Below are 23,461 nucleotides of genomic sequence, written 5' to 3'. Positions count from 1 at the left end.
GATCGACTCGGTCAGGTTCACGGGCGACATCGGCGTGGTGGGCGTGTTCCTGCCCCAGGACCCCGGCGGCACGGAGGCCCAGGGGGAGCTGGAGGCCCAGGGCAAGGTCCCGATCGACTTCGGCTTGATGTGGTTCAAGGGCCAGCGCATGGGGACCGGGCAGGCTCCGGTGAAGAGGTACAACCGGGCGCTGCGGGACCTGATCGCCGGCGGGAAGGCGAAGCCGAGCTTCGTCGTCTCCCACGAGCTCAGCCTGGACGAAGCCCCCACCGCCTACGAGCACTTCGACGCCCGTGACGAGGGCTGGACCAAGGTCGTCCTGCATCCCGACGGACACGGCAACGGCCACAAGCAGTAGGGAAGTGAGGGCCGCCGCCCACCTGCGCGGCCCGTTCAACCCCGGCTCCGGCCGGGGTTGAACGGGCACCTGTCGCCTCGCCCGGGCTCCTGCCCTACGGGGCAGCGGCGATCGACCGTGTCCGGCTCGGCACCGCGACGCCGGTGGATGACGGAAGTCGAGGATTGGGTGCGCGCCGCGAGGAAACTCCGGCGTTGTCCGCTCCGCGTCTTTCACCTTCTCGCTCAAGTGGCCCGCCTTCCGTTCACCTCACCGCACGTGGGGAGCACTCATGAAGACAGACACCCGTTCCACCTCCCGCCACCTACGGCACGATCCGCTCGTCCAGGGCCTCGGCTGGACCAGTGCGGTGCTGGGCGTGCCCCAGGTCGTCGCCCCGGCGGGTTTCGCCCGGGCCCTGGGCGTGGGCGACGCCTTCCGGCACCGCTCGGCCACGACCGCCGTGGGTGTGCGTGAGCTGACGGCGGCGACCGGGCTGCTGGGGCGGCCGCATCCCGCCTGGCTCTGGGGCCGCGTCGGCGGCGACCTCATGGACCTGACGATGCTGACGCGGGCCCTGAGGAATCACAACGGTCGCGGCCTGGGCCGCACCGTCGCCGCGACCGCCGCGGTCACCGCCCTGACGGCCACGGACGTCTACGCGGCCGTGACCCGCACCCGTAGGAGCACCCCGATGGAACTGACCGCGACCACCACCGTCGCCCAATCCCCGGACGAGGTCTACGCCCTCTGGAAGGACCTGAAGCGGCTGCCGGACTTCATGGCGCACCTGGACGAGGTGCGCGTCACCGGTCCGCGCACCAGCCACTGGCGGGCCAGCGCGCCCTTCGGCAAGACGGTGGAGTGGGACGCCGAGACCACGCAGGACGACCCCGGCCGGCTGATCGCCTGGCGGTCGGTGGAGGGCGCCGACATCGACAACTCCGGCGAGGTCCGCTTCGAGCCCGCCCCCGGCAACCGGGGCACGGAGATCCGGGTGGCCCTGCGCTACGACCTGCCCGGCGGGACGGTGGGCAAGGCCGCGGCGCGCTACTTCGGCGAGGAACCGCACCAGCAGCTGGACGACGACCTGCGCCGCTTCAAGCAGGTCGTGGAGACCGGCGAGGTCGTCCGCTCCGAGGGCGCGCCCGGCGGCAAGCGGGCCCGCGGCGAGTTCCCGCAGCACCCGGCCCGACCGCTGACCGAGGACGAACTGAAGGAGGCCCTGGCATGAAGGCGAACTGCTGGACGGGACGCAACTCGGTCGAGGTGCAGGACGTCCCCGAACCGTCGATCCTGAACAGCCGCGACGCCATCGTGAAGATCACCTCGACGGCGATCTGCGGCTCCGACCTCCATCTGCTCGACGGCTACGTCCCCACCATGGAAAAGGGCGACATCATGGGCCACGAGTTCATGGGGGAGATCGTCGAGGTCGGCCCCGGCGTCAGCGACAGGCTCCGCGTCGGCGACCGGGTCGTCGTGCCCTTCCCCATCGCGTGCGGCGCGTGCGCGTCCTGCCGCGCGGAGCTGTACTCGTGCTGCGAGAACACCAACCCCAACGCCGGCATGTCGGAGAAGTTCTTCGGCCACCCCACCGCCGGCATCTACGGCTACTCCCACCTCACCGGCGGCTTCGCCGGCGGCCAGGCCGAGTACGCCCGCGTGGTGCTCGCCGACGCCAACGTCCTGAAGATCGGGCCGGAGCTCAGCGACGAGCAGGTGCTGTTCCTGTCCGACATCCTGCCGACCGGGTACATGGGCGCCGAGATGTGCGACATCCAGGAAGGCGACGTCGTCGCCGTCTGGGGCGCCGGTCCGGTCGGCCAGTTCGCCATGGACAGCGCCCGGGTGCTGGGCGCGGAGAAGGTCATCGCGATCGACAAGGAGCCCTACCGGCTCGACATGGCCGCCGCCCAGGGCTACGCCACCATCAACTTCGAGGACACCGACGTACGCTCGGCACTGCTCGAACTGACCGGCGGCCGGGGCCCCGACAAGTGCATCGACGCGGTCGGCCTGGAGGCCACACACGGTGCCTCCCACGTCCACCTCTACGACCGCGCCAAGCAGGCCGTACGCTCCGAGACCGATCGGCCGCACGCCCTGCGCCAGGCGATCATGTCCTGCCGCAGCGGAGGCGTGGTGTCGGTCATCGGCGTCTACGGCGGACTGATCGACAAGTTCCCGGCGGGCGCCTGGATGAACAGGTCCCTGACCCTGCGCACCGGGCAGTGCCACGTGCACAAGTACATGAAGCCGCTGCTGAGCCTGATCGAGCAGGGCAGGATCGACCCCACCCGGGTCATCACCCACCGGCTGCCCCTGAGCGAGGCACCGGCCGGCTACGACCTCTTCAAGAACAAGAAGGACCACTGCGAGAAGGTCGTCCTCAAGCCGTGAGGGACGCGCTGGGACGGACAACGCCGAAGGGCCCCACCGGCAAGTGGTGGGGCCCTTCGGCATCGTGCCCGTTGAGGCGAAGCGTTCTGATCCGTGGTCACGGATGGAACCGCCACCGGCCTTCAGTGATGACATCCACCTCGTCGCCCCTGACCCGGACGGCCGTCTCGTCGTCGATGAAGTAGATCGGGAAGTCCGCCCGCGCGGCGATGCGATCAGCCCAGGTGTCGTCCCGCTCGGGGAAATCCGGCGAGTACAGGTGAGGCTTGAGATACCAGTCGAAGCGGCCGAACGGCGGCTCCACGGTCGCCGCGCCGAGCACGTGGAGGTCGGCGGTGTCCCCGATGACGTCGGCGGAGTGTTCGGTGAGATTGCGGCTGAAGATCATCGATCCGGCGCTGAACCCCACGTAGACCCGGCTCTCCAGCGCCTCCAGGAAGCCGTCGGCCAGGCCGTTGCCGGTGATGCTGCGCGCGAGGTGGTAGTGGCTGCCGCCCCCGACGTAGATGACGTCGGCGTGGAGCAGCCGGTCGAGCACCGTCCGCCGGGGCAGTCCGTTCAGCTCCAGGACGTCGAACTCCCGCCAGCCGAGGCCGTGCAGCCGGTTCATGTCCGCGAGGAACCACCCGTGATCCCCGGACTCGGCGACTGATGCCGTGGGCACGTACACGACGTTCGCCGACCCGAACGGCCTGCCCAGCATGTCCCGCAGCGCATCCCGCAGCGTCTCGTTACGCAGACCGCCCGCCGTCAACAGAAGATTCATCGGCCGAGCCAAACACGACCCACGGGACCCGTGCAACGAGCACGTCGCATGTGACGGGAGTCATGATCCGCAACGTCGGGACGGACAACGTCGAAGGGCCCCACTGCGAACAGTGGGGCCCTTCGACATCGTGCCCGGTGAGGCACTGGCGGAGGATACGAGATTCGAACTCGTGAGGGGTTGCCCCCAACACGCTTTCCAAGCGTGCGCCCTAGGCCTCTAGGCGAATCCTCCGCCGGAAACATTACATGACCGAGGGGAGTGCTCGCGAACTCGTTCTCGCAGGCCGCCATCGGGTACTGTGGGCGCAGCCCCTCACGCGGCGCTATCTGACTGAACTCCCCCAGGGCCGGAAGGCAGCAAGGGTAGGTCGGCTCTGGCGGGTGCGTGGGGGGCGCTTGCGTTCCCGGGCGGTGCGGGCCGGGTCCGGGCCGGGAGCCTTGGCCGGGGTTGGTTGTCAGTGGGCGCCTATAACCTCGTATGCGTGTCGTCTCTCGCGCTGTACCGCCGCTATCGCCCGGAGACCTTTGGCGAGGTCATCGGGCAGGAGCATGTCACCGACCCGCTGCAGCAGGCGCTGCGGAACAACCGGGTCAATCACGCGTACCTGTTCAGCGGGCCGCGTGGCTGCGGGAAGACGACCAGCGCGCGCATCCTGGCCCGCTGCCTGAACTGTGAGCAGGGCCCCACCCCGACCCCCTGCGGCGAGTGCCAGTCGTGCCGTGACCTGGCCAGGAACGGGCCGGGTTCGATCGACGTCATCGAGATCGACGCGGCCTCTCACGGTGGTGTGGACGACGCCCGTGAGCTGCGCGAGAAGGCCTTCTTCGGACCCGCGGGCAGCCGCTACAAGATCTACATCATCGACGAGGCCCACATGGTCACGTCGGCCGGCTTCAACGCGCTGCTGAAGGTCGTGGAGGAGCCGCCGGAGCACCTCAAGTTCATCTTCGCCACCACCGAGCCCGAGAAGGTCATCGGCACGATCCGGTCGCGGACCCATCACTACCCCTTCCGGCTCGTCCCGCCGGGCACCCTGCGGGACTACCTGGCCGAGGTGTGCGGGCGGGAGGACATCCCGGTCGAGGAGGGCGTGCTGCCGCTCGTCGTGCGGGCCGGCGCCGGATCCGTGCGTGACTCGATGTCCGTCATGGACCAGCTCCTCGCCGGCGCGGCCGAGGAGGGTGTGACGTATGCCATGGCCACCTCCCTGCTCGGGTACACCGACGGGTCGCTGCTGGACTCCGTCGTCGAGGCCTTCGCCACCGGTGACGGGGCCGCCGCCTTCGAGGTCGTCGACCGGATCATCGAGGGCGGCAACGACCCGCGCCGGTTCGTCGCCGACTTGCTGGAGCGGCTGCGGGACCTGGTGATCCTCGCGGCGGTCCCGGACGCCGCGGAGAAGGGGCTGATCGACGCCCCGGCCGACGTGCTGGAGCGCATGCAGGCGCAGGCCTCCATCTTCGGCGCGGCCGAGCTGAGCCGCGCCGCCGACCTCGTCAACGAGGGCCTCACCGAGATGCGGGGCGCCAACTCGCCGCGCCTCCAGCTCGAACTGATCTGTGCCCGGGTGCTGCTCCCCGCCGCCTACGGCGACGAGCGGTCCGTCATGGCCCGCCTGGACCGGCTGGAGCGCGGGGTCGGCTTCTCGGGCGGCGGCGGCGCGCCCGCCATGGGGTACGTCCCGGGCCCCGACGCCCACGCGGGTACGGCCCCGGCCGGCGCGCCGGTGCCGCCCGGTACCGGCCCCGCCGCGGCCCGCGCGGCCGTACGGGGAGCGGGCGGACCGCCCACCGGACCCGAGGGGCCCGCCGGTCCCGGCCCCGGCCCTGGAGGCCCGGTCGCCGGACAGCCGCCGGCGACCCCACCCGCACCCGCACCCGCGCCCGCTCCGGCACCGGCTCCCGCACCGGCCCCGGCCGCCCCCGCACCCGCCGCGCAGGCCCCCGCGCCCGCAGCGGCCGCTCCCGCCGAGACCTCGGCCCCCGCCTCCGCGCAGGCCCCCGGCGCCTGGCCGACCGCCGCGACGGCCGGTGGCGGGCGGCGGCCCGGCGGCTGGCCGACGGCCACGGCGGCGGGCTCGCCGCAGGGCGGCGTCGATCCGGCCCGCTCCCAGCCGCAGCGCCAGGCGCCGTCGGCTCCGGCGGCCCCCGCCCCGGACGCGCCGGCCTCGGCGGCTGCCCCGGTCGGCGGGCTCGACCCCCGCATGCTCTGGCCCAACATCCTCGAGGCCGTCAAGAACCGCAGGCGCTTCACCTGGATCCTGCTCAGCCAGAACGCCCAGGTGACCGGGTTCGACGGCACCACCCTCCAGCTCGGCTTCGTCAACGCCGGCGCCCGGGACAACTTCTCCGGCAGCGGCAGCGAGGACGTGCTGCGCCAGGCGCTGGCCGAGCAGTTCAACGTGCAGTGGAAGATCGAGGCGGTCATCGACCCCTCGGGCGGCTCCGCGCCACCGGCGCCCGGCGGCGCTCCGGGCTTCGGCGGGGGCGGCGGCGCGGGCTACGGCGGCGCGCCCGCCGGCGGCTACGGCGCCCCGGCCGCCCCCCGCCCCGCCGCGCCGCAGCCGGCCGCGCCCGCACCCGCCGCGCCCCACGGCGGAGCACCGCCCGCCCCGGCGCGGCCCGCCCCCGCTCCACAGCCCGCGCGGGCGCCCGAGCCGGCCCCCGTCGCCCCCGAGGACGACATCCCCGAGGACGACGACCCCGACCTCGACGAGTCCGCCCTGTCCGGACACGAGCTGATCGTGCGGGAACTGGGGGCCACGGTGGTGGAGGAGTTCACCAACGAGTAGCGGGCCCGGCCGGCGGCCCGGGCCCGCCGTTCGTAGGAACCCACAGGAAACCCGCCCGGCGGACTTCGGCAACCTTGCCATTAGGCTGAACCCCGTGAAGGTCCTCGTCATCGGCAGCGGTGCCCGCGAACACGCCCTGTGCCGCTCCCTGTCCCTCGACCCCGACATCACCGCCCTGCACTGCGCTCCCGGCAACGCCGGCATCGCCGAGGTGGCCGAGCTGCACCAGGTCGACGCGCTCGACGGCAAGGCCGTGGCCGCGCTGGCCGGTGACCTCGGGGCCGACCTCGTCGTCGTCGGCCCGGAGGCCCCGCTGGTCGCCGGTGTGGCCGACGCGGTGCGCGAGGCGGGCATCCCGGTGTTCGGCCCCTCCCGGGAGGCCGCGCGGCTCGAAGGGTCCAAGGCCTTCGCCAAGGACGTGATGGCGGCGGCCGGCGTGCCGACCGCGCGGTCCTACGTCTGCACCACCCCGGCCGAGGCCGCCGAGGCGCTGGACGCCTTCGGGGCGCCCTACGTCGTCAAGGACGACGGCCTCGCCGCCGGCAAGGGCGTCGTGGTCACCTCCGACCTCGACGCGGCCAGGGCGCACGCGGCGGCCTGCGCGCAGGTGGTCGTCGAGGAGTTCCTCGACGGCCCCGAGGTGTCGCTGTTCGCCATCACCGACGGCCGGACCGTCGTGCCGCTCCAGCCCGCCCAGGACTTCAAGCGCGCCCTGGACGGCGACGAGGGCCCCAACACCGGCGGCATGGGAGCGTACTCGCCGCTGCCGTGGGCGGACCCCAAGCTGGTCGACGAGGTGCTGCAGACGGTGCTGCAGCCCACCGTGGACGAGATGCGGCGCCGGGGCACCCCGTTCTCCGGGCTGCTGTACGCCGGTCTCGCGATCACCTCGCGCGGCGTGCGCGTCATCGAGTTCAACGCCCGCTTCGGCGACCCCGAGACCCAGGTCGTGCTGGCCCGGCTGAGGACCCCGCTGGGCGGCGTGCTGCTCGCCGCGGCGAACGGCACCCTGGCCGATCTGGAGCCGCTGCGCTGGAGCGAGGACGCCGCCGTCACCGTGGTCGTAGCCTCCCACAACTACCCCGGCGCCCCGCGCACCGGTGACCCCATCACCGGCCTGGACGAGGTGGCCGCCGAGGACGCCCCGCACGCCTACGTCCTGCACGCCGGGACCAAGCGGGACGGCGACGCGGTCGTCAGCGCGGGCGGGCGGGTGCTGTCGGTCACGGCGACCGGCGAGGACCTGGCCGGGGCACGCGAGCGGGCGTACCGGGCGGTGGCCCGCATCAAGCTCGACGGCTCCCAGCACCGCACGGACATCGCCGAACGGGCGGCGAGCGCCTGACCGGCTCGCCCAGCGCGGCGAGTCCCTGACCGGCCCGCACCGCCCTCCCGAACACCCCAGGCCCCGGACCCCGAATCCGGGGCCTGACCCTTGCTGTCCGTCGCCCACCTCTGACCAGAGCCATTCCATCGAGTGAGCAATCCCCCATACGGCTGACGAGGCCCGGGGCCCCAACTATGGTGCGGCGCAAGCGTTCCGGCACTTGGCCCACCGGCATTGCGATGTCAGTGACGGGTGTCACAGTGGGGGAGTGAGCAACGCCAGGACAGCGCGGCACCGGCAGGGAGGGGGTGAGGTCCGGTCATGACCGCGAGCGGAACGGGAATCGGAGCCGAGGCGGGCGCGCGGGCCGCGCGCTCGTGGGCCCTGGCCGTGCTGCGCGTCCGCGGCCGGGCGCTGGGCGTGGCCCTGCTGCCGGCGGCCGTCGAGGTGGTCCTGCTGACCGGCGGCGCCACCGGCCGGCTCACCGGCCCGGGCTGGGACACCGCCCGCTGGGCCGTGGGCGTGCCGGCCGCGCTGGTACTGCTGGCCGCCACCGGCATCGCGCTGGTGGTGGCCCGTGCCCGCCCGGCCGTGAGCCCCACGGTCCCGGTCGCGGAGGAATCGGCGCCGGACCTGTACCGGCTGGTGCGCGACCTCGCCGACCGGCTCGAGGTCCCCGCGCCCTCGGCCATAGCGCTCACCCCGGACTGCGACAGCTGGCTGGAGGACCGGACCCACCCGGCCCACGGCCCGCCCCCGCGGCCCGCGCACGACGAGGCGCCCGGCCCCGGCGGACCGGGCCCCGACGGGCGGCGGCGGGCCGCCACCGCCCCCGTCCTCGTCATCGGCTCCCCGTTCCTGTGGTGGATGCGCGTCGGTGAGCTGCGCGCGGTCCTCGCGCCGGTCGTCGCCGGTACGGGCCCCTCCGCGCACCCGGACATAGCCGCCGCCCGCCGCTTCGTACGCGGTCTCGACGCGGCGGTGGCGGTCGCCTCCACGCCGGGCCGCTGTCCGCTGACCCGGGGCGTGTGCGCGGCCCTCGGCTGGGTCGCCCGGCTGATGCTGCGCGGCTGCCGCGAGCAGGCGGCCCTGATGGAGCGCGGGGTCGCCGCGGCCGCCGCCGAGCGCGCGCAGACGGTGGACTACGGCCTGCGGATCGTCGCCCAGGAGCAGGTCGGCCTCGCCTACGCGGGCTGGGACCGGCTGCTGACCAAGGTGGCGCTGCCCGCCTGGCGCATGGGCCGCTGGCCCTCCCGGCTGGACGCGGGTGTCGTGGCCGCCCTGACCGAGCTGTCCCGGCGGGACCGGCTGGCCGAGGGCTTCGCGTCCCGGCTGGGCGATCGTCCCGCCTGCGACCTGCTGGAGGAGCCCGGCGCGGTGGACGAGGCAGCCTCCCTGCTCGCCGCCCGCCTCTTCCACGGCGGCCCGGCGGAGAACGGCCCGGACTGGGCGCCGGTGGACTGGCAGGCGTACCCGGAGGAGGTCGTCGACCGCACCTGGCGCGCGCACGCGGCACGGCTGCACCGCGTCCTCGACTCCCTCGGCGTCCGTCCCGCCGCAGGCGCCCCCGACCGGGGCGGCCCCACGCTGGCCCGGGTCATGGACCACCTCATGGACGCCGCCCTGGTCGGCGCGGACACCAGCGCGGACGGCCACCCCGCCGCGCCCGCCGGACCGCCCGCCGCCCCCGCCACCGGGGCCGACGCCACCAACGCCGGCGGTGGCACCGACACCGACACCGGCGCCGACGCCGAGACCGACACCGATCCCGACAGCGACGCCGACCCCGGCACCGACAGCGACGCCGACGCCGACACCGACCCCGGCACCGAGCGCGGCGCGCTCCTCGCCGCCGGGCTCACGGCCGAGCTGGCCCGGGAGGAGGCCGCCGCGCCGAAGGGGGCGACCGCGGCCGGGCTGTTCCCGGACAGCTCGCTCTGGGACGACGGCGCCCTGCCGCTGTTCCCGCTGCAGCCCCCGCGCACCGGACGCGACCTGCTCGCCGATCACGTCACGGCGATGGTCTGCTGCGCCGCCGTGGACACGGCCGGCGCGGCCCCCGCGCTGGACTGGCTGGACGGCCCCTCGCTGCTGCTGGACGGTGAGCGGGCGGCCGACCTCGGGCCCAAGGTGCTGCATTTGATCGAGGAGGGCGACCCCGGCCCGCTGCGCGACTGGCTGAGCGCAACCGGGATACGCCCGGAGAAACCGGTCAGGCTGGTCTGACCCCGCCGGACGCCCGTGGGGGAATCCGCCGGGGTCGTAGCGGATCCGGAGCCGTAACGGAGGGCAGACTTCCAGTTCAGGTCAATTCGCAACGAACAGTGACCGTGTCCGTGCGTTATGTGATGTGCTGGGACCGACCACGCACATGGCAAAGGCATGCGACATACGACAGCACGACCGAGCAGCACGCACCACGCTGGCAACGGGGGCATGAGGGAGGGGAGCGTCCATGGCCTCGGACCACATCCGCCGCTGGGAGTCCGGAGCGCTCGCGCACGCCGTCACGGACCCCTTCGGCCAGGGCCCGGTGCCCTGGCTGCGCGGCAGTGAGACGTACTTCGACGACACGGGGCACGTGGTGCCCTGGTACGTCGACCCGAGCCCGCAGCAGCCCGCCGGAGAGCGGCCGCGCGTCCCCGCGCCGCGCACCTCCGGGCCGGGGCCCCGCTCGGCCGACGACGTGCACCGTCAGATCAAGGGATTCACCTCGGCCGGGGCGGTCGCGCCCGGCGAGGCGATCGACTTCCACATCACGGTCGACCCGCCGCAGCAGTTCGGCGTCGACATCTACCGGATCGGCCACTACGGCGGCGACGGCGCCTCGAAGATCACCACCAGCCCCCGGCTCTCCGGCATCGTCCAGCCCCCTCCGCTGGCCGCGGACCGCACGGTGTCCTGTCACCACTGGTGGCTCTCCTGGCGTCTCCAGGTGCCCTCGCACTGGTCCGTCGGCGCCTATGTGGCGGTCCTCACCACCTCCGACGGCTACCGCTCCCACGTGCCCTTCACGGTCCGCGACGACCACCCGGCCGACCTGCTCCTGCTGCTGCCCGACGTCACCTGGCAGGCGTACAACCTCTATCCGGAGGACGGCCGCACCGGCGCCAGCCTGTACCACGCGTGGGACGAGAAGGGCTGCCTGCTCGGCGAGGCGGACGCGGCCACCACGGTCTCCTTCGACCGCCCGTACGCGGGCGCCGGCCTGCCCCTGCACGTCGGCCACGCCTACGACTTCATCCGCTGGGCCGAGCGCTACGGCTACGACCTGGCCTACGCCGACGCCCGCGACCTGCACGCCGGCCGCGTCGACCCCACCCGGTACCGGGGCCTGGTCTTCCCCGGCCACGACGAGTACTGGACGGTGCCGATGCGCCGGGCCGCCGAGAACGCCAGGGACCACGGCACCTCCCTGGTCTTCCTCTCCGCGAACACCATGTACTGGCAGGTGGAGCTGGGCCCGTCCCCGTCCGGTGTGCCCGACCGGCTGCTGACCTGCCGCAAGCGCAAGGGCCCCGGGAAGCCGGTGCTGTGGCGCGAGATCGACCGGCCCGAGCAGCAGCTCGTCGGCATCCAGTACGCGGGCCGGGTCCCCGAGCCGCATCCGCTGGTCGTGCGCAACGCGGACCACTGGCTGTGGGACGCGACCGGGGCGCACGAGGGCGACCGGATCGAGGGCCTTGTCGCGGGCGAGGCGGACCGTTACTTCCCGCGCACGCCGCTGCCCCAGCACGACGAGCGCATCCTGCTCGCGCACTCCCCCTACACCGACAACGACGGCGTCCAGCGGCACCAGGAGACCTCCCTCTACCGGGCCCCCTCCGGCGCCTGGGTGTTCGCCTCCGGGACCTTCGCCTGGTCGCCGTCCCTGGACCGTCCCGGCCACGTGGACCCGCGTGTCCAACGGGCCACGGCGAACCTGCTGGACCGCATCTGCAAACGGGACTGACCCTGGCCGCAGCCCGATCACCGGCATACGGGAGAATCGAGGCATTGGACAGAACCACGGGGAGGAACCGTGTCCGGATTCGTAGAAAAGCCCGAGCCGATCCAGGTTCCGGGCCTGGTGCACCTGCACACCGGCAAGGTGCGCGAGCTGTACCGCAACGAGGCGGGCGACCTCGTGATGGTCGCCAGCGACCGCGTGTCCGCCTACGACTGGGTGCTCCCGACGGAGATCCCCGACAAGGGCCGGGTGCTCACCCGGCTCTCCCTGTGGTGGTTCGACCAGCTCCGCGACCTGGCCCCGAACCATGTGATCAGCACCGAGCTCCCCGAGCACGCCCCCGCCGACTGGGCGGGCCGCACGCTGGTCTGCAAGTCCCTGAGGATGGTCCCGGTCGAGTGCGTGGCCCGCGGCTACCTCACCGGCTCGGGCCTGGCCGAGTACGAGGAGTCCCGCACGGTCTGCGGCCTGGCGCTGCCCGAGGGCCTGGTGGACGGCTCGGAGCTGCCCGCCCCGATCTTCACCCCGGCCACCAAGGCCGAGGTCGGCGAGCACGACGAGAACGTCTCCTACGAGGAGGTCGCCCGGCAGGTCGGCGCGGACACCGCCGCCCAGCTCCGGCAGGCGACGCTCGCCGTGTACTCCCGCGCCCGGGACATCGCCCGCGAGCGCGGGATCATCCTGGCCGACACCAAGTTCGAGTTCGGCTTCGACGGCGACACCCTGGTCCTCGCCGACGAGGTGCTCACCCCGGACTCCTCCCGCTTCTGGCCGGCCGACCAGTGGCAGCCCGGCCGCGCCCAGCCGTCGTACGACAAGCAGTACGTCCGGGACTGGCTGACCTCCCCCGAGTCCGGCTGGGACCGCAGGAGCGAGCAGCCCCCGCCGCCGCTGCCCGAGCGGGTCGTCGAGGCGACCCGGCGGAAGTACGTGGAGGCGTACGAGCGGCTGACCGGCATGAGCTGGTCCTGACGCCGAGGCCCCCGGTGAGAAGCCGGGGGCACGCAGAAAGCCCCCGGCCGGAACCGGGGGCTTCTCCATGGAGCGGACGACGAGGCTCGAACTCGCGACCTCAACCTTGGCAAGGTTGCGCTCTACCAACTGAGCTACGTCCGCACTGCGCCGTGGCGCGAGAGCAACTATACCCAACCTCGCGGGTGCGCGGGACGCACTGCCGCCTGCCGGCGCCGGCGCCGTGCCGCTCCGGGGGCGGCGGCGGGCCGGTGGCGGGTCGGCCTCGCGCGTCCGGCGGATCTCCGGCGGGGAGCAACTCCCGGGCCGCGCGGCGCTTTCCGGGGCGCGTGGGGCGGGTGGCACGGGTGAGGCGACGGCTCGGCCGGTTCCGCCGGATGTGGTGGTCTTCACAGGGCCGTCTTCGCATGTCCGGTGCCGACGGCGAGTGTTCGGCGGAACCGGGCGCACGAAAAAGCCCCGGTCCAGAAGACCGGGGCTTTTCTCCCGAGCGGACGACGAGGCTCGAACTCGCGACCTCAACCTTGGCAAGGTTGCGCTCTACCAACTGAGCTACGTCCGCACTGCCCCCGACCGGCTCCCACCGATCGGTGCGAGCACCAGCCTACCTGATCCACAAGAGTGGTCGTGTCGACCGGTGCAGAGCGGGTGACAGGAATTGCACACTGCGCCTTCCCCCTGGAAGGGGGATGTTCTACTACTGAACTACACCCGCACGGTCCGTGGGATCCGGCCTTCCGGCCTCGCCCCTCGGCGTGTCCCAGACATTAGCTGATCAGCAGGGGGGTTGCGCAAGTCGGCTCCCGGCGCGGCCAAGTGCACGGCCCCCAGGGCCCGCTGACGGACCCTGAGGGCTCGCCCCTTCGCGGGCCTCACTGCGCGGCGCTGAACGCCTCGTAGACCTTCTTCGGGATGCGTCCGCGCGCCGGCACGTCCATCTTGTTCGCCTGGGCCCAGGCGCGCACGGCCGCCGGATCCGGGGCGACCTCCGTCTGCTTGTACGCCTTGCCGGACCGCGAGCGCTTGCGGCCCGCCTCCACGTAGGGCTCGAGCGCCTTGCGCAGTTTTCCGGCGTTGGTTTCGTTCAGGTCGATCTCGTACGACTTGCCGTCGAGTCCGAAGGCGATCGTCTCCGCCGCTTCCGAGCCGTCGATGTCGTCAAAGAGAGTGACCACGACCTTTTGCGCCACGAATATCGGTCCCTTCGTGCGGCACGTCGATACAGCTCATCGGCGATGACGTGCCGAGTATCGGCTATTGCCAATTCATTTGTACAGTGCCCGGCAATGCAAAGTGAAGCCCGACTAAATCCGCCCGCGTGTCCCCGTGCAATACATGTCGTGGGTGGGTCCGTGGAACTTTCCCAGAACTTTTCGCGAGGGGGTGCGCCTGTCACCCGATCGTGATGCGGCTCACGTAGTTTCCTACAACTCTACCCGCGTAGAAATTTTGTGCGGGTAGTCTGAAGGAACCTGCTCAGCACCACACACCGGGAGTGCCAGTGGCACGCGTCGTAGTCGACGTCATGCTCAAGCCGGAGATCCTCGACCCCCAGGGCCAGGCGGTCCAGCGTGCGCTGCCGCGCCTGGGTTTCGAGGGGATCTCGGACGTCCGTCAGGGAAAGCGTTTCGAACTGGAAGTTGACGGGCCGGTCGACGAGGCCGCGCTCGCCCGCATCCACGATCTTGCGGAATCCTTCCTCGCCAACACGGTGATCGAGGACTTCACCGTCAAGGTCGAAGAGGGAGCGGAAGTCGCGGAGGCGGCCAAGTGACCGCTCGTATTGGCGTCGTCACTTTCCCGGGAAGTCTCGACGACCGGGACACCCAGCGCGCGATCCGCCTCGCGGGCGCCGAACCGGTCGCACTCTGGCACAAGGACAAGGACCTCAAGCAGGTCGACGCCGTCGTGCTGCCCGGCGGGTTCTCCTACGGCGACTATCTGCGGGCCGGCGCCATCTCCCGCTTCTCGCCGGTGATGGAGACGCTTATCGGGCAGGCGAAGGCCGGACTCCCGGTCCTCGGCATCTGCAACGGCTTCCAGGTCCTCACCGAGGCCCACCTCCTGCCGGGCGGCATGCTCGGCAACGACCACCTGCACTTCGTCTGCCGCGAGCAGAAGCTGCGGGTGGAGAACGCGCAGACCGCCTGGACCAGCGACTACCGCGCAGGCCAGGAGATCCGCATCCCGCTGAAGAACATGGACGGCCGCTACGTCGCCGACCAGTACACGCTGGACAAGCTGGAGGCGGAGGGCCGGGTCGTGTTCCGCTACCTGGACCACAACCCGAACGGCTCGCTCAACGACATCGCCGGCATCACCAACGAGGCCGGGAACGTCGTCGGCCTCATGCCGCACCCCGAGCACGCCGTCGAGCCGCTGATCGGTACGGGCCGTACCGACGGCCTGCCCTTCTTCACCTCGATCCTCAAGAAGCTGGTCAACGCATGAGCCGGACGCCTCTGGACACGGTCGAGCACGCGGCCGCGACCCCCGACGTCGAGCTGCCCTGGGCCGAACTCGGTCTGAAGAAGGACGAGTACGAGCGGGTGGTGGAGATCCTCGGCCGCCGCCCGACCGGCGCCGAACTCGCCATGTACTCGGTCATGTGGTCCGAGCACTGCTCGTACAAGTCCTCCAAGGTCCACCTGCGCCAGTTCGGCGAGAAGGCGCCCCAGTCGGACGCGCTGCTCGTCGGCATCGGCGAGAACGCCGGCGTGGTGGACGTCGGCCAGGGCTACGCGGTCACCTTCAAGGTCGAGTCGCACAACCACCCGTCGTACGTGGAGCCCTACCAGGGCGCGGCCACGGGTGTCGGCGGCATCGTGCGCGACATCATCGCGATGGGCGCCCGCCCGGTGGCCGTGGTCGACCCGCTGCGCTTCGGCGCCGCGGACCACCCCGACACCCGGCGCGTGCTGCCCGGCGTGGTCGCCGGCATCGGCGGCTACGGCAACTGCCTGGGCCTGCCCAACATCGGCGGCGAGGTCGTCTTCGACGCCTGCTACCAGGGCAACCCCCTGGTCAACGCGGGCGCCATCGGCGTCATGCGGCACGAGGACATCCACCTCGCCAAGGCCTCCGGCGCGGGCAACAAGGTCATCCTGTACGGCGCCCGGACCGGCGGCGACGGCATCGGCGGCGCGTCCATCCTCGCCTCCGAGACCTTCGACGACGCCAAGCCGAGCAAGCGCCCGGCCGTCCAGGTCGGCGACCCCTTCCAGGAGAAGCTCCTCATCGAGTGCACCCTGGAGGCGTTCAAGGAGAAGCTGGTCGTCGGCATCCAGGACCTCGGCGCGGCCGGCCTGTCCTGCGCCACGTCCGAGCTGGCCTCCAACGGCTCCGGCGGCATGCGCGTCACCCTGGACGACGTCCCGCTGCGCGACTCCACGCTCTCGCCCGAGGAGATCCTCATGAGCGAGTCGCAGGAACGCATGTGCGCGGTGGTCGAGCCGGCGAAGGTCGACCGGTTCCTCGAGATCTGCGACAAGTGGGACGTCATCGCCACCGTCATCGGTGAGGTCACCGACGGCGACCGGCTGGAGATCTACTGGCACGGCGGCAAGATCGTCGACGTCGACCCGCGCACGGTCGCCCACGAGGGCCCGACCTACGAGCGCCCGTACGCCCGCCCGTCCTGGCAGGACGAACTCCAGGCGGACGACGCCGACAAGCTGCCGCGGCCGGCGACGAGCGAGGAGCTGAAGGACCAGGTCCTGAAGCTGGTGGCCTCGCCCAACCAGGCCTCAAAGAAGTGGATCACCTCGCAGTACGACCACTTCGTGCAGGGCAACACCGTCCTCGCCCAGCCCGAGGACTCCGGCATGATCCGCATCGACGAGGAGTCCGGCCTCGGCGTCGCCATCGCGACGGACGGCAACGGCCGGTACGCCAAGCTGGACCCGTACACGGGCGCCCAGCTGGCCCTCGCCGAGGCCTACCGGAATGTGGCGACCACCGGCGCGAAGCCGCTCGCCGTCTCCGACTGCCTGAACTTCGGCTCGCCCGAGGACCCGGCGGTGATGTGGCAGTTCGCCGAGGCCGTCCGCGGGCTCGCGGACGGCTGTCAGCAGCTCGGCACGCCGGTGACCGGCGGCAACGTCTCGCTCTACAACCAGACCGGCGAGGCGGCCATCCACCCGACTCCGGTGGTCGCCGTCCTCGGCGTCATCGACGACGTGGCCCGCCGCACCCCGGTCGCCTTCCAGGAGGAGGGCCAGCTCCTGTACCTCCTCGGCGACACGCGTGAGGAGTTCGGCGGCTCGGCCTGGTCCCAGGTGGTCCACGACCACCTCGGCGGTCTGCCCCCGAAGGTCGACCTGGAGCGCGAGCGGCTGCTGGCCGAGATCCTGATCTCCGCCTCCCGCGACGGCATGATCGACTCCGCGCACGACCTGTCGGACGGCGGTCTGGTCCAGGCGGTCGTGGAGTCGGCGCTGCTCGGTGGCAAGGGTGCGCGACTGGTCGTCCCGGACGGTCTGGACGCGTTCACCTTCCTGTTCTCCGAGTCGGCCGGCCGCGCCGTCGTCGCCGTGCCGCGCTCGGAGGAGGTCCGCTTCAACGACATGTGCGGTGCACGCGGCCTGCCGGTCACCCGCATCGGCGTCGTGGACGGCGACTCCGTCGAGGTCCAGGGCGAGTTCGTGCTGCCCCTGTCCGAGCTGCGCGAGGCCCACGAGGCGACGATCCCGGCCCTGCTGGCGTAACACCCCGGCGCCTGCCGCCCCGCGGGCCCCGTCCGGAGTGCCGGACGGGGCCCGCGGGCTTTCCTGAGCCCCGAGGCCTCAGGACGCTCGCCCAGCACGCCCTCAGGAGCCGGGGAACGCCGGCCGTGCCGGGCCGACGCGCCACTCGCTGTACGGCTTGCCTGCGGCGTGCCGGAGGGCGTGCTGGAGCTCCGTGTGCGGGCCGGCGGGGTAATACAGGTGATGCCCGGTCCCGCGCGGCATAGGGTCGCTGTCATGTCTCCGGCCAAGAGGCGCGCCCGCGCATACGACCCCGTCAGGACCCGTGCCGCGGTCCTCGCCCAGCTCGGCAACGTGCGGGAGGGCGTCCGGGGCCTGGATCCCGAGCGGCTCGCCCTGCCCACCCGGCTCGGCGCGTGGACCGTACGGGAGCTGGTCGCGCACATCGGCATGGCCGTCACCGCGGTCCACCGGGCCCTGGAGCTGCCGGCCCCGCCGAAGCAGGACGTCCAGGTGGCCGAGTGGCCCTTCGCCACCGCGGCCGCCTCGACCGCGATCGACGAGTTCACCCGCGGTCTCGTCACCGAGCGGCCCGACCTCGACGCCTACCTCGCCGAGACCGAAGCCGGCCTGCGCACCCTGCTCGACGCCCACCCCGGCGGCCGGCTGCTGTCGACCAACGCGGGCGCCCTGCCGCTGGACGACTACCTGGTGACCCGCGCCGTGGAACTCGTCGTGCACACCGACGACCTCAACGCCGCCGTACCCGGCCTCGAGGTGCCCTGCGACCGGCAGGCGCTGGCCGCCGCCACCCGGCTCCTCGCCGACGCGCTCGCCCTGAAGGCGCCCGGGGCCTCCACCGAGGTGCGGGTGCCGCCGTATGCCGTGGTGCAGTGCGTCGAGGGGCCCCGGCACACCCGGGGCACCCCGCCCAACGTCGTGGAGACCGACCCGTTGACCTGGATCCGGCTGGCCACCGGCCGGCTGGCCTTCGCGGACGCCGTGGCCGCGGCGAAGGTCAGCGCCAGCGGGGAGCGGGCCGACATCGGGGCGCTGCTGCCGCTCATGGCGTGACGGAACCGGCGGGCGGGCTGCCCCGTCGAATCCATATGAACCGGTACAAGCAGCGCATGTCCCTGACGGCGGCCGCCGTGCTCGTCCCGCTCATGGTGGCCTGTGGCGGCACCCCCGCCGGGCAGCCGGGCGCCGGCCCGGGCGGCGGGCGGCAAGGGCCCGTGACCGGCGTCGACTGGCGCGTCGACGGCCTCACCGCGGGTGGCGCCACCCTGCGGGCGCCCGCCACCGCCCGCCTGCGGATCGACGCGGACGGGCGGGCGTCGGGCAACCTCGGCTGCAACGGTTTCGGCGCCCGGGCCACCGTGCACGGCGACCGGATCACCTTCGGCGACATCCGGTCCACCAAGATGGCCTGCGGCGAGGACCGGATGACCTTCGAGCGTGCCTTCGCCCGCTTCCTCACCACCGGCACCATCACCGCCACGACCGCCGACCGGAAGCTCACCCTCACCGACGGCGACGGCGACCGCCTGCACCTCAGCCGCGGCGCCCCCGGATGATGTGCGACACCTCACTCACGCACCCCGCCGGCGCCCCCGGACCACGGCCCGAGGGAGCGGGCCCATGCCCGGAACCGGTCCATTAGCATCCCGCTGAGCTGCGGAAACCGTGAAACCGCCAAGGTGATCGGCAAACACCGTCCCAGGGCGGCCGGGCATCCCCAATTCGGACCAGTGGTCGACCTCGCCTACACTCGGTGCCGTGCCACGTGGTGACGGTCGACTCAATCACGATCTGCTTCCCGGCGAGAAGGGCCCCCAGGACGCTTGCGGCGTCTTCGGTGTCTGGGCTCCGGGTGAAGAGGTCGCAAAGCTCACGTACTTCGGGCTCTACGCCCTCCAGCACCGGGGTCAGGAATCCGCGGGAATCGCGGTCAGCAACGGCTCCCAGATCCTCGTCTTCAAGGACATGGGCCTGGTCTCCCAGGTCTTCGACGAGACCTCGCTCGGTTCGCTCCAGGGTCACATCGCGGTCGGACACGCCCGCTACTCGACCACCGGCGCCTCCGTGTGGGAGAACGCCCAGCCGACGTTCCGCGCCACCGCGCACGGCTCGATCGCGCTCGGCCACAACGGCAACCTGGTCAACACGGCGCAGCTCGCCGAGATGGTCGCCGAACTGCCCAAGGACAACAACGGCCGTTCCACCCGGGTCGCGGCCACCAACGACACCGACCTGCTGACGGCCCTGCTGGCCGCCCAGGTCGACGAGGACGGCAAGCCGCTGACCATCGAGGAGGCCGCCCACGCGGTCCTCCCGAAGGTCAAGGGCGCCTTCAGCCTCGTCTTCATGGACGAGCACACCCTCTACGCAGGCCGCGACCCGCAGGGTATCCGCCCGCTGGTCCTCGGCCGGCTGGAGCGCGGCTGGGTGGTGGCCTCGGAGTCCGCCGCCCTCGACATCTGCGGCGCGAGCTACGTGCGGGAGATCGAGCCGGGCGAGTTCGTCGCCATCGACGAGAACGGCCTGCGCACCTCACGATTCGCGGAAGCGAAGCCCAAGGGCTGCGTCTTCGAGTACGTGTACCTGGCCCGCCCCGACACCGACATCGCCGGCCGGAACGTGTACCTTTCCCGCGTCGAGATGGGCCGCCGCCTCGCCAAGGAGGCGCCGGTCGAGGCCGACCTGGTCATAGCGACCCCGGAATCGGGCACCCCGGCCGCCATCGGCTACGCGGAGGCCTCCGGCATCCCGTTCGGCGCCGGCCTGGTGAAGAACGCCTACGTCGGCCGGACCTTCATCCAGCCCTCGCAGACCATCCGCCAGCTCGGCATCCGCCTGAAGCTGAACCCGCTGAAGGAAGTCATCAAGGGCAAGCGGCTGGTCGTCGTCGACGACTCGATCGTGCGCGGCAACACCCAGCGGGCCCTGGTGCGCATGCTCCGCGAGGCGGGCGCGGCCGAGGTCCACATCCGGATCTCCTCCCCGCCCGTGAAGTGGCCCTGTTTCTTCGGCATCGACTTCGCCACGCGCGCGGAGCTGATCGCCAACGGGATGACCATCGAGGAGATCGGCACCTCGCTCGGCGCCGACTCGCTCGCCTACATCTCCATCGACGGCATGATCGAGGCGACCACCATCGCCAAGCCGAACCTGTGCCGCGCCTGCTTCGACGGCGAGTACCCGATGGAGCTTCCGGACCCCGAGCTGCTCGGCAAGCAGCTGCTGGAGACCGAGCTCGCGGCCGGTCCGGCCGCCACGGCCGCCTCCGACGCGATCCGGCGCCCGTAACACCCCTGCAGTACGACACGAAAGCTCTCACAGTCATGTCTGAGACAACTGGTGCCAGCTACGCAGCGGCGGGCGTCGACATCGAGGCGGGCGACCGCGCGGTGGAACTCATGAAGGAGTGGGTGAAGAAGACCCGCCGCCCCGAGGTCCTCGGCGGCATCGGCGGCTTCGCCGGGCTCTTCGACGCCTCCGCCCTCAAGCGCTACGAGCGCCCGCTGCTCGCCTCCGCCACCGACGGCGTGGGCACGAAGGTCGACATCGCGCGCCGGCTGGGCGTCTACGACACCATCGGCCACGACCTGGTCGCCATGGTCATGGACGACATCGTGGTGTGCGGTGCCGAGCCGCTGTTCATGACCGACTACATCTGCGTGGGCAAGGTCCACCCCGAGCGTGTCGCGGCCATCGTCAAGGGCATCGCGGAGGGCTGTGTGCTCGCCGGCTGCGCCCTGGTGGGCGGCGAGACGGCGGAGCACCCGGGCCTGCTGGGCGAGGACGACTTCGACGTCGCCGGCGCCGGCACCGGTGTCGTGGAGGCCGACCGCCTGCTGGGCCCGGATCGTATCCGCAAGGGTGACGCCGTGATCGCCATGGCGTCCTCCGGGCTTCACTCCAACGGGTACTCCCTGGTCCGCCACGTGCTGCTGGACCGTGCCGGTCTGACCCTCGAGACCGAGGTCGCGGAGCTGGGCCGGACGCTCGGCGAGGAGCTGCTGGAGCCGACCAAGATCTACTCGCTGGACTGCCTGGCGCTGACCCGGACCACCGAGGTGCACGCGTACAGCCACGTCACCGGCGGCGGGCTCGCGGCCAACCTGGCCCGGGTCGTGCCCGACGCGCTGCACGCCGTGGTCGACCGCTCCACCTGGACCCCGGGCGCGGTCTTCGACCTCGTCGGCACGACCGGCGACGTCGAGCGCCTGGAGCTGGAGAAGACGCTCAACATGGGCGTCGGCATGATCGCGATCGTCCCCGAGGAGTCCACGGAGGCGGCCCTGACGACCCTGGCCGACCGCGGGGTCGACGCCTGGGTGGCCGGCGAGATCACCGACCGCGGTGACAAGGCGACCGGCGCCGAGCTGGTCGGCGACTACGCGGTCTGACCTGCGGACAGCACAGAAGCCGGTCGGTGGCTGTGCCACCGACCGGCAAGTGCTCAGTACAAGGTCAAGCGCCGCGACGATGTTGTGAGGGGCCCTCGTCCTCGTCCTCGTCGTCCTCATAGAGGTCGGCGTAGCGCGAGTACAGGTCGTCCTCGTCGTCCTCATCGTCCTCGAACGGCTCGCCGTTCGGCGGCTGGCTCGAAGTCGATGCGCCCAGTTCACTGGCCAGACGTGACAGGTCAGTCCCACCGCTGTTGTACTTCAGCTGGCGGGCGACCTTTGTCTGCTTGGCCTTGGCCCGGCCGCGCCCCATGGCTCGACCCCCTCGGTGACGGGGCTCGACGGCCCCAGAGTCTGACACGCGTTCATGATCGGAACGGGCCCTCCGTGGAGAGGCCGGTCCGTAGGGCTTCCACGGTACCTGAGCCCGCGCCCATACGGTACGTCGCCCGCAGCACGCGCGTGTGCACAGGACCCGCGAGGTGCCCCGTCCTCGCTGGTCAATGGCGATTTTAACCACTTATCGGGGTACGACCCGCCGACGGAAGTGAGAGTTCTCTCGAAGTTCCCGTCGGCGGGTACCGCTCACCTGTACGACCGGACGTCCGGGCGCACCGCCGGCGGCTCGTCGCGGGGCGGGTCAGCGGGACGCGCGGGCCTCGGCCATCCGCTGCTCGGCGATCCGGTCGGCGGCGGCGGCCGGCGGGATCCCGTCCTCCTTCGCACGTGCGAAGATCGACAGGGTGGTGTCGAAGATCTTCGCCGCCTTGGCCTTGCAGCGGTCGAAGTCGAACCCGTGCAGCTCGTCCGCCACCTGGATGACCCCGCCGGCGTTCACCACGTAGTCCGGCGCGTAGAGGATCCCGCGGTCGGCGAGGTCCTTCTCCACGCCCGGGTGGGCGAGCTGGTTGTTGGCCGCGCCGCAGACCACCTTGGCGGTGAGCACCGGCACGGAGAGGTCGTTCAGGGCGCCGCCGAGGGCGCAGGGCGCGTAGACGTCCAGTCCCTCGACGCGGATCAGCGCCTCGGTGTCGGCGACCGCCGTCACCGAGGGGTGCTGGTCGAGGACGCGCTGGACGGCCTCGGCGCGCACGTCCGTGATCACGACCTCGGCGCCCTCCTCCAGCAGGTGCCTGACCAGGTGGTGGCCGACCTTGCCGACGCCCGCGACGCCGACCTTGCGGCCGCGCAGTACGGGGTCGCCCCACAGGTGCTGGGCGGAGGCGCGCATGCCCTGGTAGACGCCGAAGGCGGTGAGCACGGAGGAGTCGCCGGCGCCGCCGTTCTCGGGGGAGCGGCCGGTGGTCCAGCGGCACTCGCGGGCCACGACGTCCATGTCGGCGACGTACGTGCCGACGTCGCACGCGGTGACGTAGCGGCCGCCGAGCGAGGCGACCATGCGACCGTAGGCGAGCAGCAGCTCCTCGGTCTTGTCCCGCTCGGGGTCGCCGATGATCACGGCCTTGCCGCCGCCGTGGTCCAGACCGGCCATGGCGTTCTTGTACGACATCCCGCGCGCGAGGTTGAGGGCGTCGGCGACGGCCTCGGCCTCGGTGGCGTAGGGGTAGAAGCGCGTACCGCCGAGGGCCGGGCCCAGGGCGGTGGAGTGGAGGGCGATCACGGCCTTGAGGCCGCTGGCGCGGTCCTGGCAGAGCACGACCTGCTCATGGCCGCCCTGGTCCGACTGGAACAGGGTGTGCAGGACATCAGCAGGCGCGCCGGTTACGTCGGTCACTGTGGTGACTCCTGAGTAAGTAGCGGCGAGTGGGGTGGGGCCCCGTACGGGTGGCGGGGTCGTGGCATGAGCGTAGAGCCT

General features: G+C 72.1%; 18 protein-coding genes, 4 tRNA genes, 1 other RNA gene and 1 pseudogene. 16 read left to right on the top strand and 8 right to left on the bottom strand.

Going from position 1 to position 23,461, the window contains the following annotated elements; genetic code table 11:
* The 3 genes and pseudogenes from TNCT1_RS34410 to TNCT1_RS34400 all read left to right on the top strand — a co-directional run.
* Nucleotides 1-358, top strand: a pseudogene (locus TNCT1_RS34410) (aldehyde dehydrogenase); the annotation flags it as partial.
* 271 nt (nt 359-629) lie between these two features.
* A complete protein-coding gene (locus TNCT1_RS34405) occupies nt 630-1,571 on the top strand; it encodes an SRPBCC family protein (RefSeq protein ID WP_143640064.1) in 942 nt (313 codons plus the stop codon).
* Nucleotides 1,568-2,740, top strand: a complete 1,173-nt coding sequence (locus TNCT1_RS34400) for a zinc-dependent alcohol dehydrogenase (RefSeq protein ID WP_143640062.1) — start codon at nt 1,568-1,570, stop codon at nt 2,738-2,740. The genes TNCT1_RS34405 and TNCT1_RS34400 overlap by 4 nt, the downstream gene beginning before the upstream one ends.
* A gap of 97 nt (nt 2,741-2,837) precedes the next feature.
* Here the strand turns inward: TNCT1_RS34400 and TNCT1_RS34395 are convergent, their stop codons facing one another.
* Nucleotides 2,838-3,506, bottom strand: a complete 669-nt coding sequence (locus TNCT1_RS34395) for a Type 1 glutamine amidotransferase-like domain-containing protein (RefSeq protein ID WP_143640060.1) — start codon at nt 3,504-3,506, stop codon at nt 2,838-2,840.
* Between the two features lie 146 nt (nt 3,507-3,652).
* A tRNA-Ser gene (locus tag TNCT1_RS34390) sits at nt 3,653-3,740 on the bottom strand.
* Nucleotides 3,741-3,812: 72 nt separating this feature from the next.
* Between TNCT1_RS34390 and ffs the strand changes: the two genes are divergently transcribed.
* The 6 genes from ffs to TNCT1_RS34360 all read left to right on the top strand — a co-directional run bounded on the left by ffs (nt 3,813) and on the right by TNCT1_RS34360 (nt 12,548).
* Nucleotides 3,813-3,911, top strand: an RNA gene (ffs, locus tag TNCT1_RS34385) — signal recognition particle sRNA small type.
* Between the two features lie 79 nt (nt 3,912-3,990).
* On the top strand, nt 3,991-6,300 hold the full coding sequence (locus TNCT1_RS34380; protein WP_143640058.1) for a DNA polymerase III subunit gamma and tau: 2,310 nt from the start codon (nt 3,991-3,993) through the stop codon (nt 6,298-6,300).
* A gap of 94 nt (nt 6,301-6,394) precedes the next feature.
* Entirely contained in the window at nt 6,395-7,645 is a 1,251-nt protein-coding gene (gene purD, locus TNCT1_RS34375; RefSeq protein ID WP_143640056.1) for a phosphoribosylamine--glycine ligase, read from the top strand.
* A 303-nt stretch (nt 7,646-7,948) separates the two neighbouring features.
* Nucleotides 7,949-9,853: a hypothetical protein gene (locus tag TNCT1_RS34370; RefSeq protein ID WP_143640054.1), complete on the top strand. Its 1,905-nt coding sequence runs from the start codon at nt 7,949-7,951 to the stop codon at nt 9,851-9,853.
* A gap of 229 nt (nt 9,854-10,082) precedes the next feature.
* Nucleotides 10,083-11,579 (top strand): N,N-dimethylformamidase beta subunit family domain-containing protein, encoded by a 1,497-nt coding sequence (locus TNCT1_RS34365; RefSeq protein ID WP_143640052.1) that lies wholly within the window; start codon nt 10,083-10,085, stop codon nt 11,577-11,579.
* Between the two features lie 69 nt (nt 11,580-11,648).
* Entirely contained in the window at nt 11,649-12,548 is a 900-nt protein-coding gene (locus TNCT1_RS34360) for a phosphoribosylaminoimidazolesuccinocarboxamide synthase (RefSeq protein ID WP_143640050.1), read from the top strand.
* A 68-nt stretch (nt 12,549-12,616) separates the two neighbouring features.
* On the opposite strand, the gene TNCT1_RS34355 is transcribed toward TNCT1_RS34360, so the two are convergent.
* The 4 genes from TNCT1_RS34355 to TNCT1_RS34340 form a co-directional block, all read right to left on the bottom strand.
* Nucleotides 12,617-12,692 (bottom strand) — tRNA-Gly (locus TNCT1_RS34355).
* Nucleotides 12,693-13,037: 345 nt separating this feature from the next.
* A tRNA-Gly gene (locus TNCT1_RS34350) sits at nt 13,038-13,110 on the bottom strand.
* An 81-nt stretch (nt 13,111-13,191) separates the two neighbouring features.
* Nucleotides 13,192-13,263, bottom strand: a tRNA-Gly gene (locus TNCT1_RS34345).
* 157 nt (nt 13,264-13,420) lie between these two features.
* On the bottom strand, nt 13,421-13,738 hold the full coding sequence (locus tag TNCT1_RS34340) for an Lsr2 family protein (RefSeq protein WP_143640048.1): 318 nt from the start codon (nt 13,736-13,738) through the stop codon (nt 13,421-13,423).
* A 311-nt stretch (nt 13,739-14,049) separates the two neighbouring features.
* Between TNCT1_RS34340 and purS the strand changes: the two genes are divergently transcribed.
* The 7 genes from purS (at nt 14,050) to purM (ending at nt 21,645) form a co-directional block, all read left to right on the top strand.
* On the top strand, nt 14,050-14,322 hold the full coding sequence (gene purS, locus TNCT1_RS34335) for a phosphoribosylformylglycinamidine synthase subunit PurS (protein ID WP_137307596.1): 273 nt from the start codon (nt 14,050-14,052) through the stop codon (nt 14,320-14,322).
* A complete protein-coding gene (purQ, locus tag TNCT1_RS34330) occupies nt 14,319-14,999 on the top strand; it encodes a phosphoribosylformylglycinamidine synthase subunit PurQ (RefSeq protein ID WP_143640046.1) in 681 nt (226 codons plus the stop codon). The genes purS and purQ overlap by 4 nt, the downstream gene beginning before the upstream one ends.
* Nucleotides 14,996-17,254 (top strand): phosphoribosylformylglycinamidine synthase subunit PurL, encoded by a 2,259-nt coding sequence (purL, locus tag TNCT1_RS34325; protein ID WP_143640044.1) that lies wholly within the window; start codon nt 14,996-14,998, stop codon nt 17,252-17,254. The genes purQ and purL overlap by 4 nt, the downstream gene beginning before the upstream one ends.
* Nucleotides 17,255-17,509: 255 nt before the next feature.
* Complete coding sequence (locus tag TNCT1_RS34320; protein WP_143640042.1) at nt 17,510-18,307, top strand: sterol carrier family protein; 798 nt, start codon at nt 17,510-17,512, stop codon at nt 18,305-18,307.
* Between the two features lie 56 nt (nt 18,308-18,363).
* Nucleotides 18,364-18,810 carry an META domain-containing protein gene (locus TNCT1_RS34315; RefSeq protein WP_235903045.1) on the top strand — a complete coding sequence of 149 codons (447 nt, stop codon included), beginning with the start codon at nt 18,364-18,366 and terminating at the stop codon, nt 18,808-18,810.
* Nucleotides 18,811-19,012: 202 nt separating this feature from the next.
* On the top strand, nt 19,013-20,542 hold the full coding sequence (gene purF / locus TNCT1_RS34310; protein WP_143640038.1) for an amidophosphoribosyltransferase: 1,530 nt from the start codon (nt 19,013-19,015) through the stop codon (nt 20,540-20,542).
* A 35-nt stretch (nt 20,543-20,577) separates the two neighbouring features.
* On the top strand, nt 20,578-21,645 hold the full coding sequence (gene purM, locus TNCT1_RS34305) for a phosphoribosylformylglycinamidine cyclo-ligase (protein ID WP_143640036.1): 1,068 nt from the start codon (nt 20,578-20,580) through the stop codon (nt 21,643-21,645).
* Nucleotides 21,646-21,709: 64 nt separating this feature from the next.
* Here purM and TNCT1_RS34300 read toward each other — a convergent pair whose 3' ends face one another.
* Both TNCT1_RS34300 and TNCT1_RS34295 read right to left on the bottom strand, forming a co-directional pair.
* A complete protein-coding gene (locus TNCT1_RS34300) occupies nt 21,710-21,958 on the bottom strand; it encodes a DUF3073 domain-containing protein (RefSeq protein ID WP_143640034.1) in 249 nt (82 codons plus the stop codon).
* A gap of 327 nt (nt 21,959-22,285) precedes the next feature.
* A complete protein-coding gene (locus tag TNCT1_RS34295; protein WP_143640032.1) occupies nt 22,286-23,380 on the bottom strand; it encodes a Glu/Leu/Phe/Val dehydrogenase dimerization domain-containing protein in 1,095 nt (364 codons plus the stop codon).
* Nucleotides 23,381-23,461: the final 81 nt, after the last annotated feature.

Origin of the sequence: Streptomyces sp. 1-11 (genome assembly GCF_007176755.1) — a bacterium.
GTDB lineage: Bacteria > Actinomycetota > Actinomycetes > Streptomycetales > Streptomycetaceae > Streptomyces.
This window is presented reverse-complemented; position numbering and strand designations above follow the sequence as displayed.

Bases quoted from the DNA above. Each gene is read 5' to 3' on its own strand.
- TNCT1_RS34405 (WP_143640064.1), top strand. From the start codon at position 630: ATGAAGACAGACACCCGTTCCACCTCCCGCCACCTACGGCACGATCCG.
- TNCT1_RS34400 (WP_143640062.1), top strand. From the start codon at position 1,568: ATGAAGGCGAACTGCTGGACGGGACGCAACTCGGTCGAGGTGCAGGAC.
- TNCT1_RS34395 (WP_143640060.1), bottom strand. From the start codon at position 3,506: ATGAATCTTCTGTTGACGGCGGGCGGTCTGCGTAACGAGACGCTGCGG.
- TNCT1_RS34370 (WP_143640054.1), top strand. From the start codon at position 7,949: ATGACCGCGAGCGGAACGGGAATCGGAGCCGAGGCGGGCGCGCGGGCC.
- TNCT1_RS34365 (WP_143640052.1), top strand. From the start codon at position 10,083: ATGGCCTCGGACCACATCCGCCGCTGGGAGTCCGGAGCGCTCGCGCAC.
- purL (WP_143640044.1), top strand. From the start codon at position 14,996: ATGAGCCGGACGCCTCTGGACACGGTCGAGCACGCGGCCGCGACCCCC.
- TNCT1_RS34320 (WP_143640042.1), top strand. From the start codon at position 17,510: ATGTCTCCGGCCAAGAGGCGCGCCCGCGCATACGACCCCGTCAGGACC.
- TNCT1_RS34315 (WP_235903045.1), top strand. From the start codon at position 18,364: ATGTCCCTGACGGCGGCCGCCGTGCTCGTCCCGCTCATGGTGGCCTGT.
- purM (WP_143640036.1), top strand. From the start codon at position 20,578: ATGTCTGAGACAACTGGTGCCAGCTACGCAGCGGCGGGCGTCGACATC.
- TNCT1_RS34300 (WP_143640034.1), bottom strand. From the start codon at position 21,958: ATGGGGCGCGGCCGGGCCAAGGCCAAGCAGACAAAGGTCGCCCGCCAG.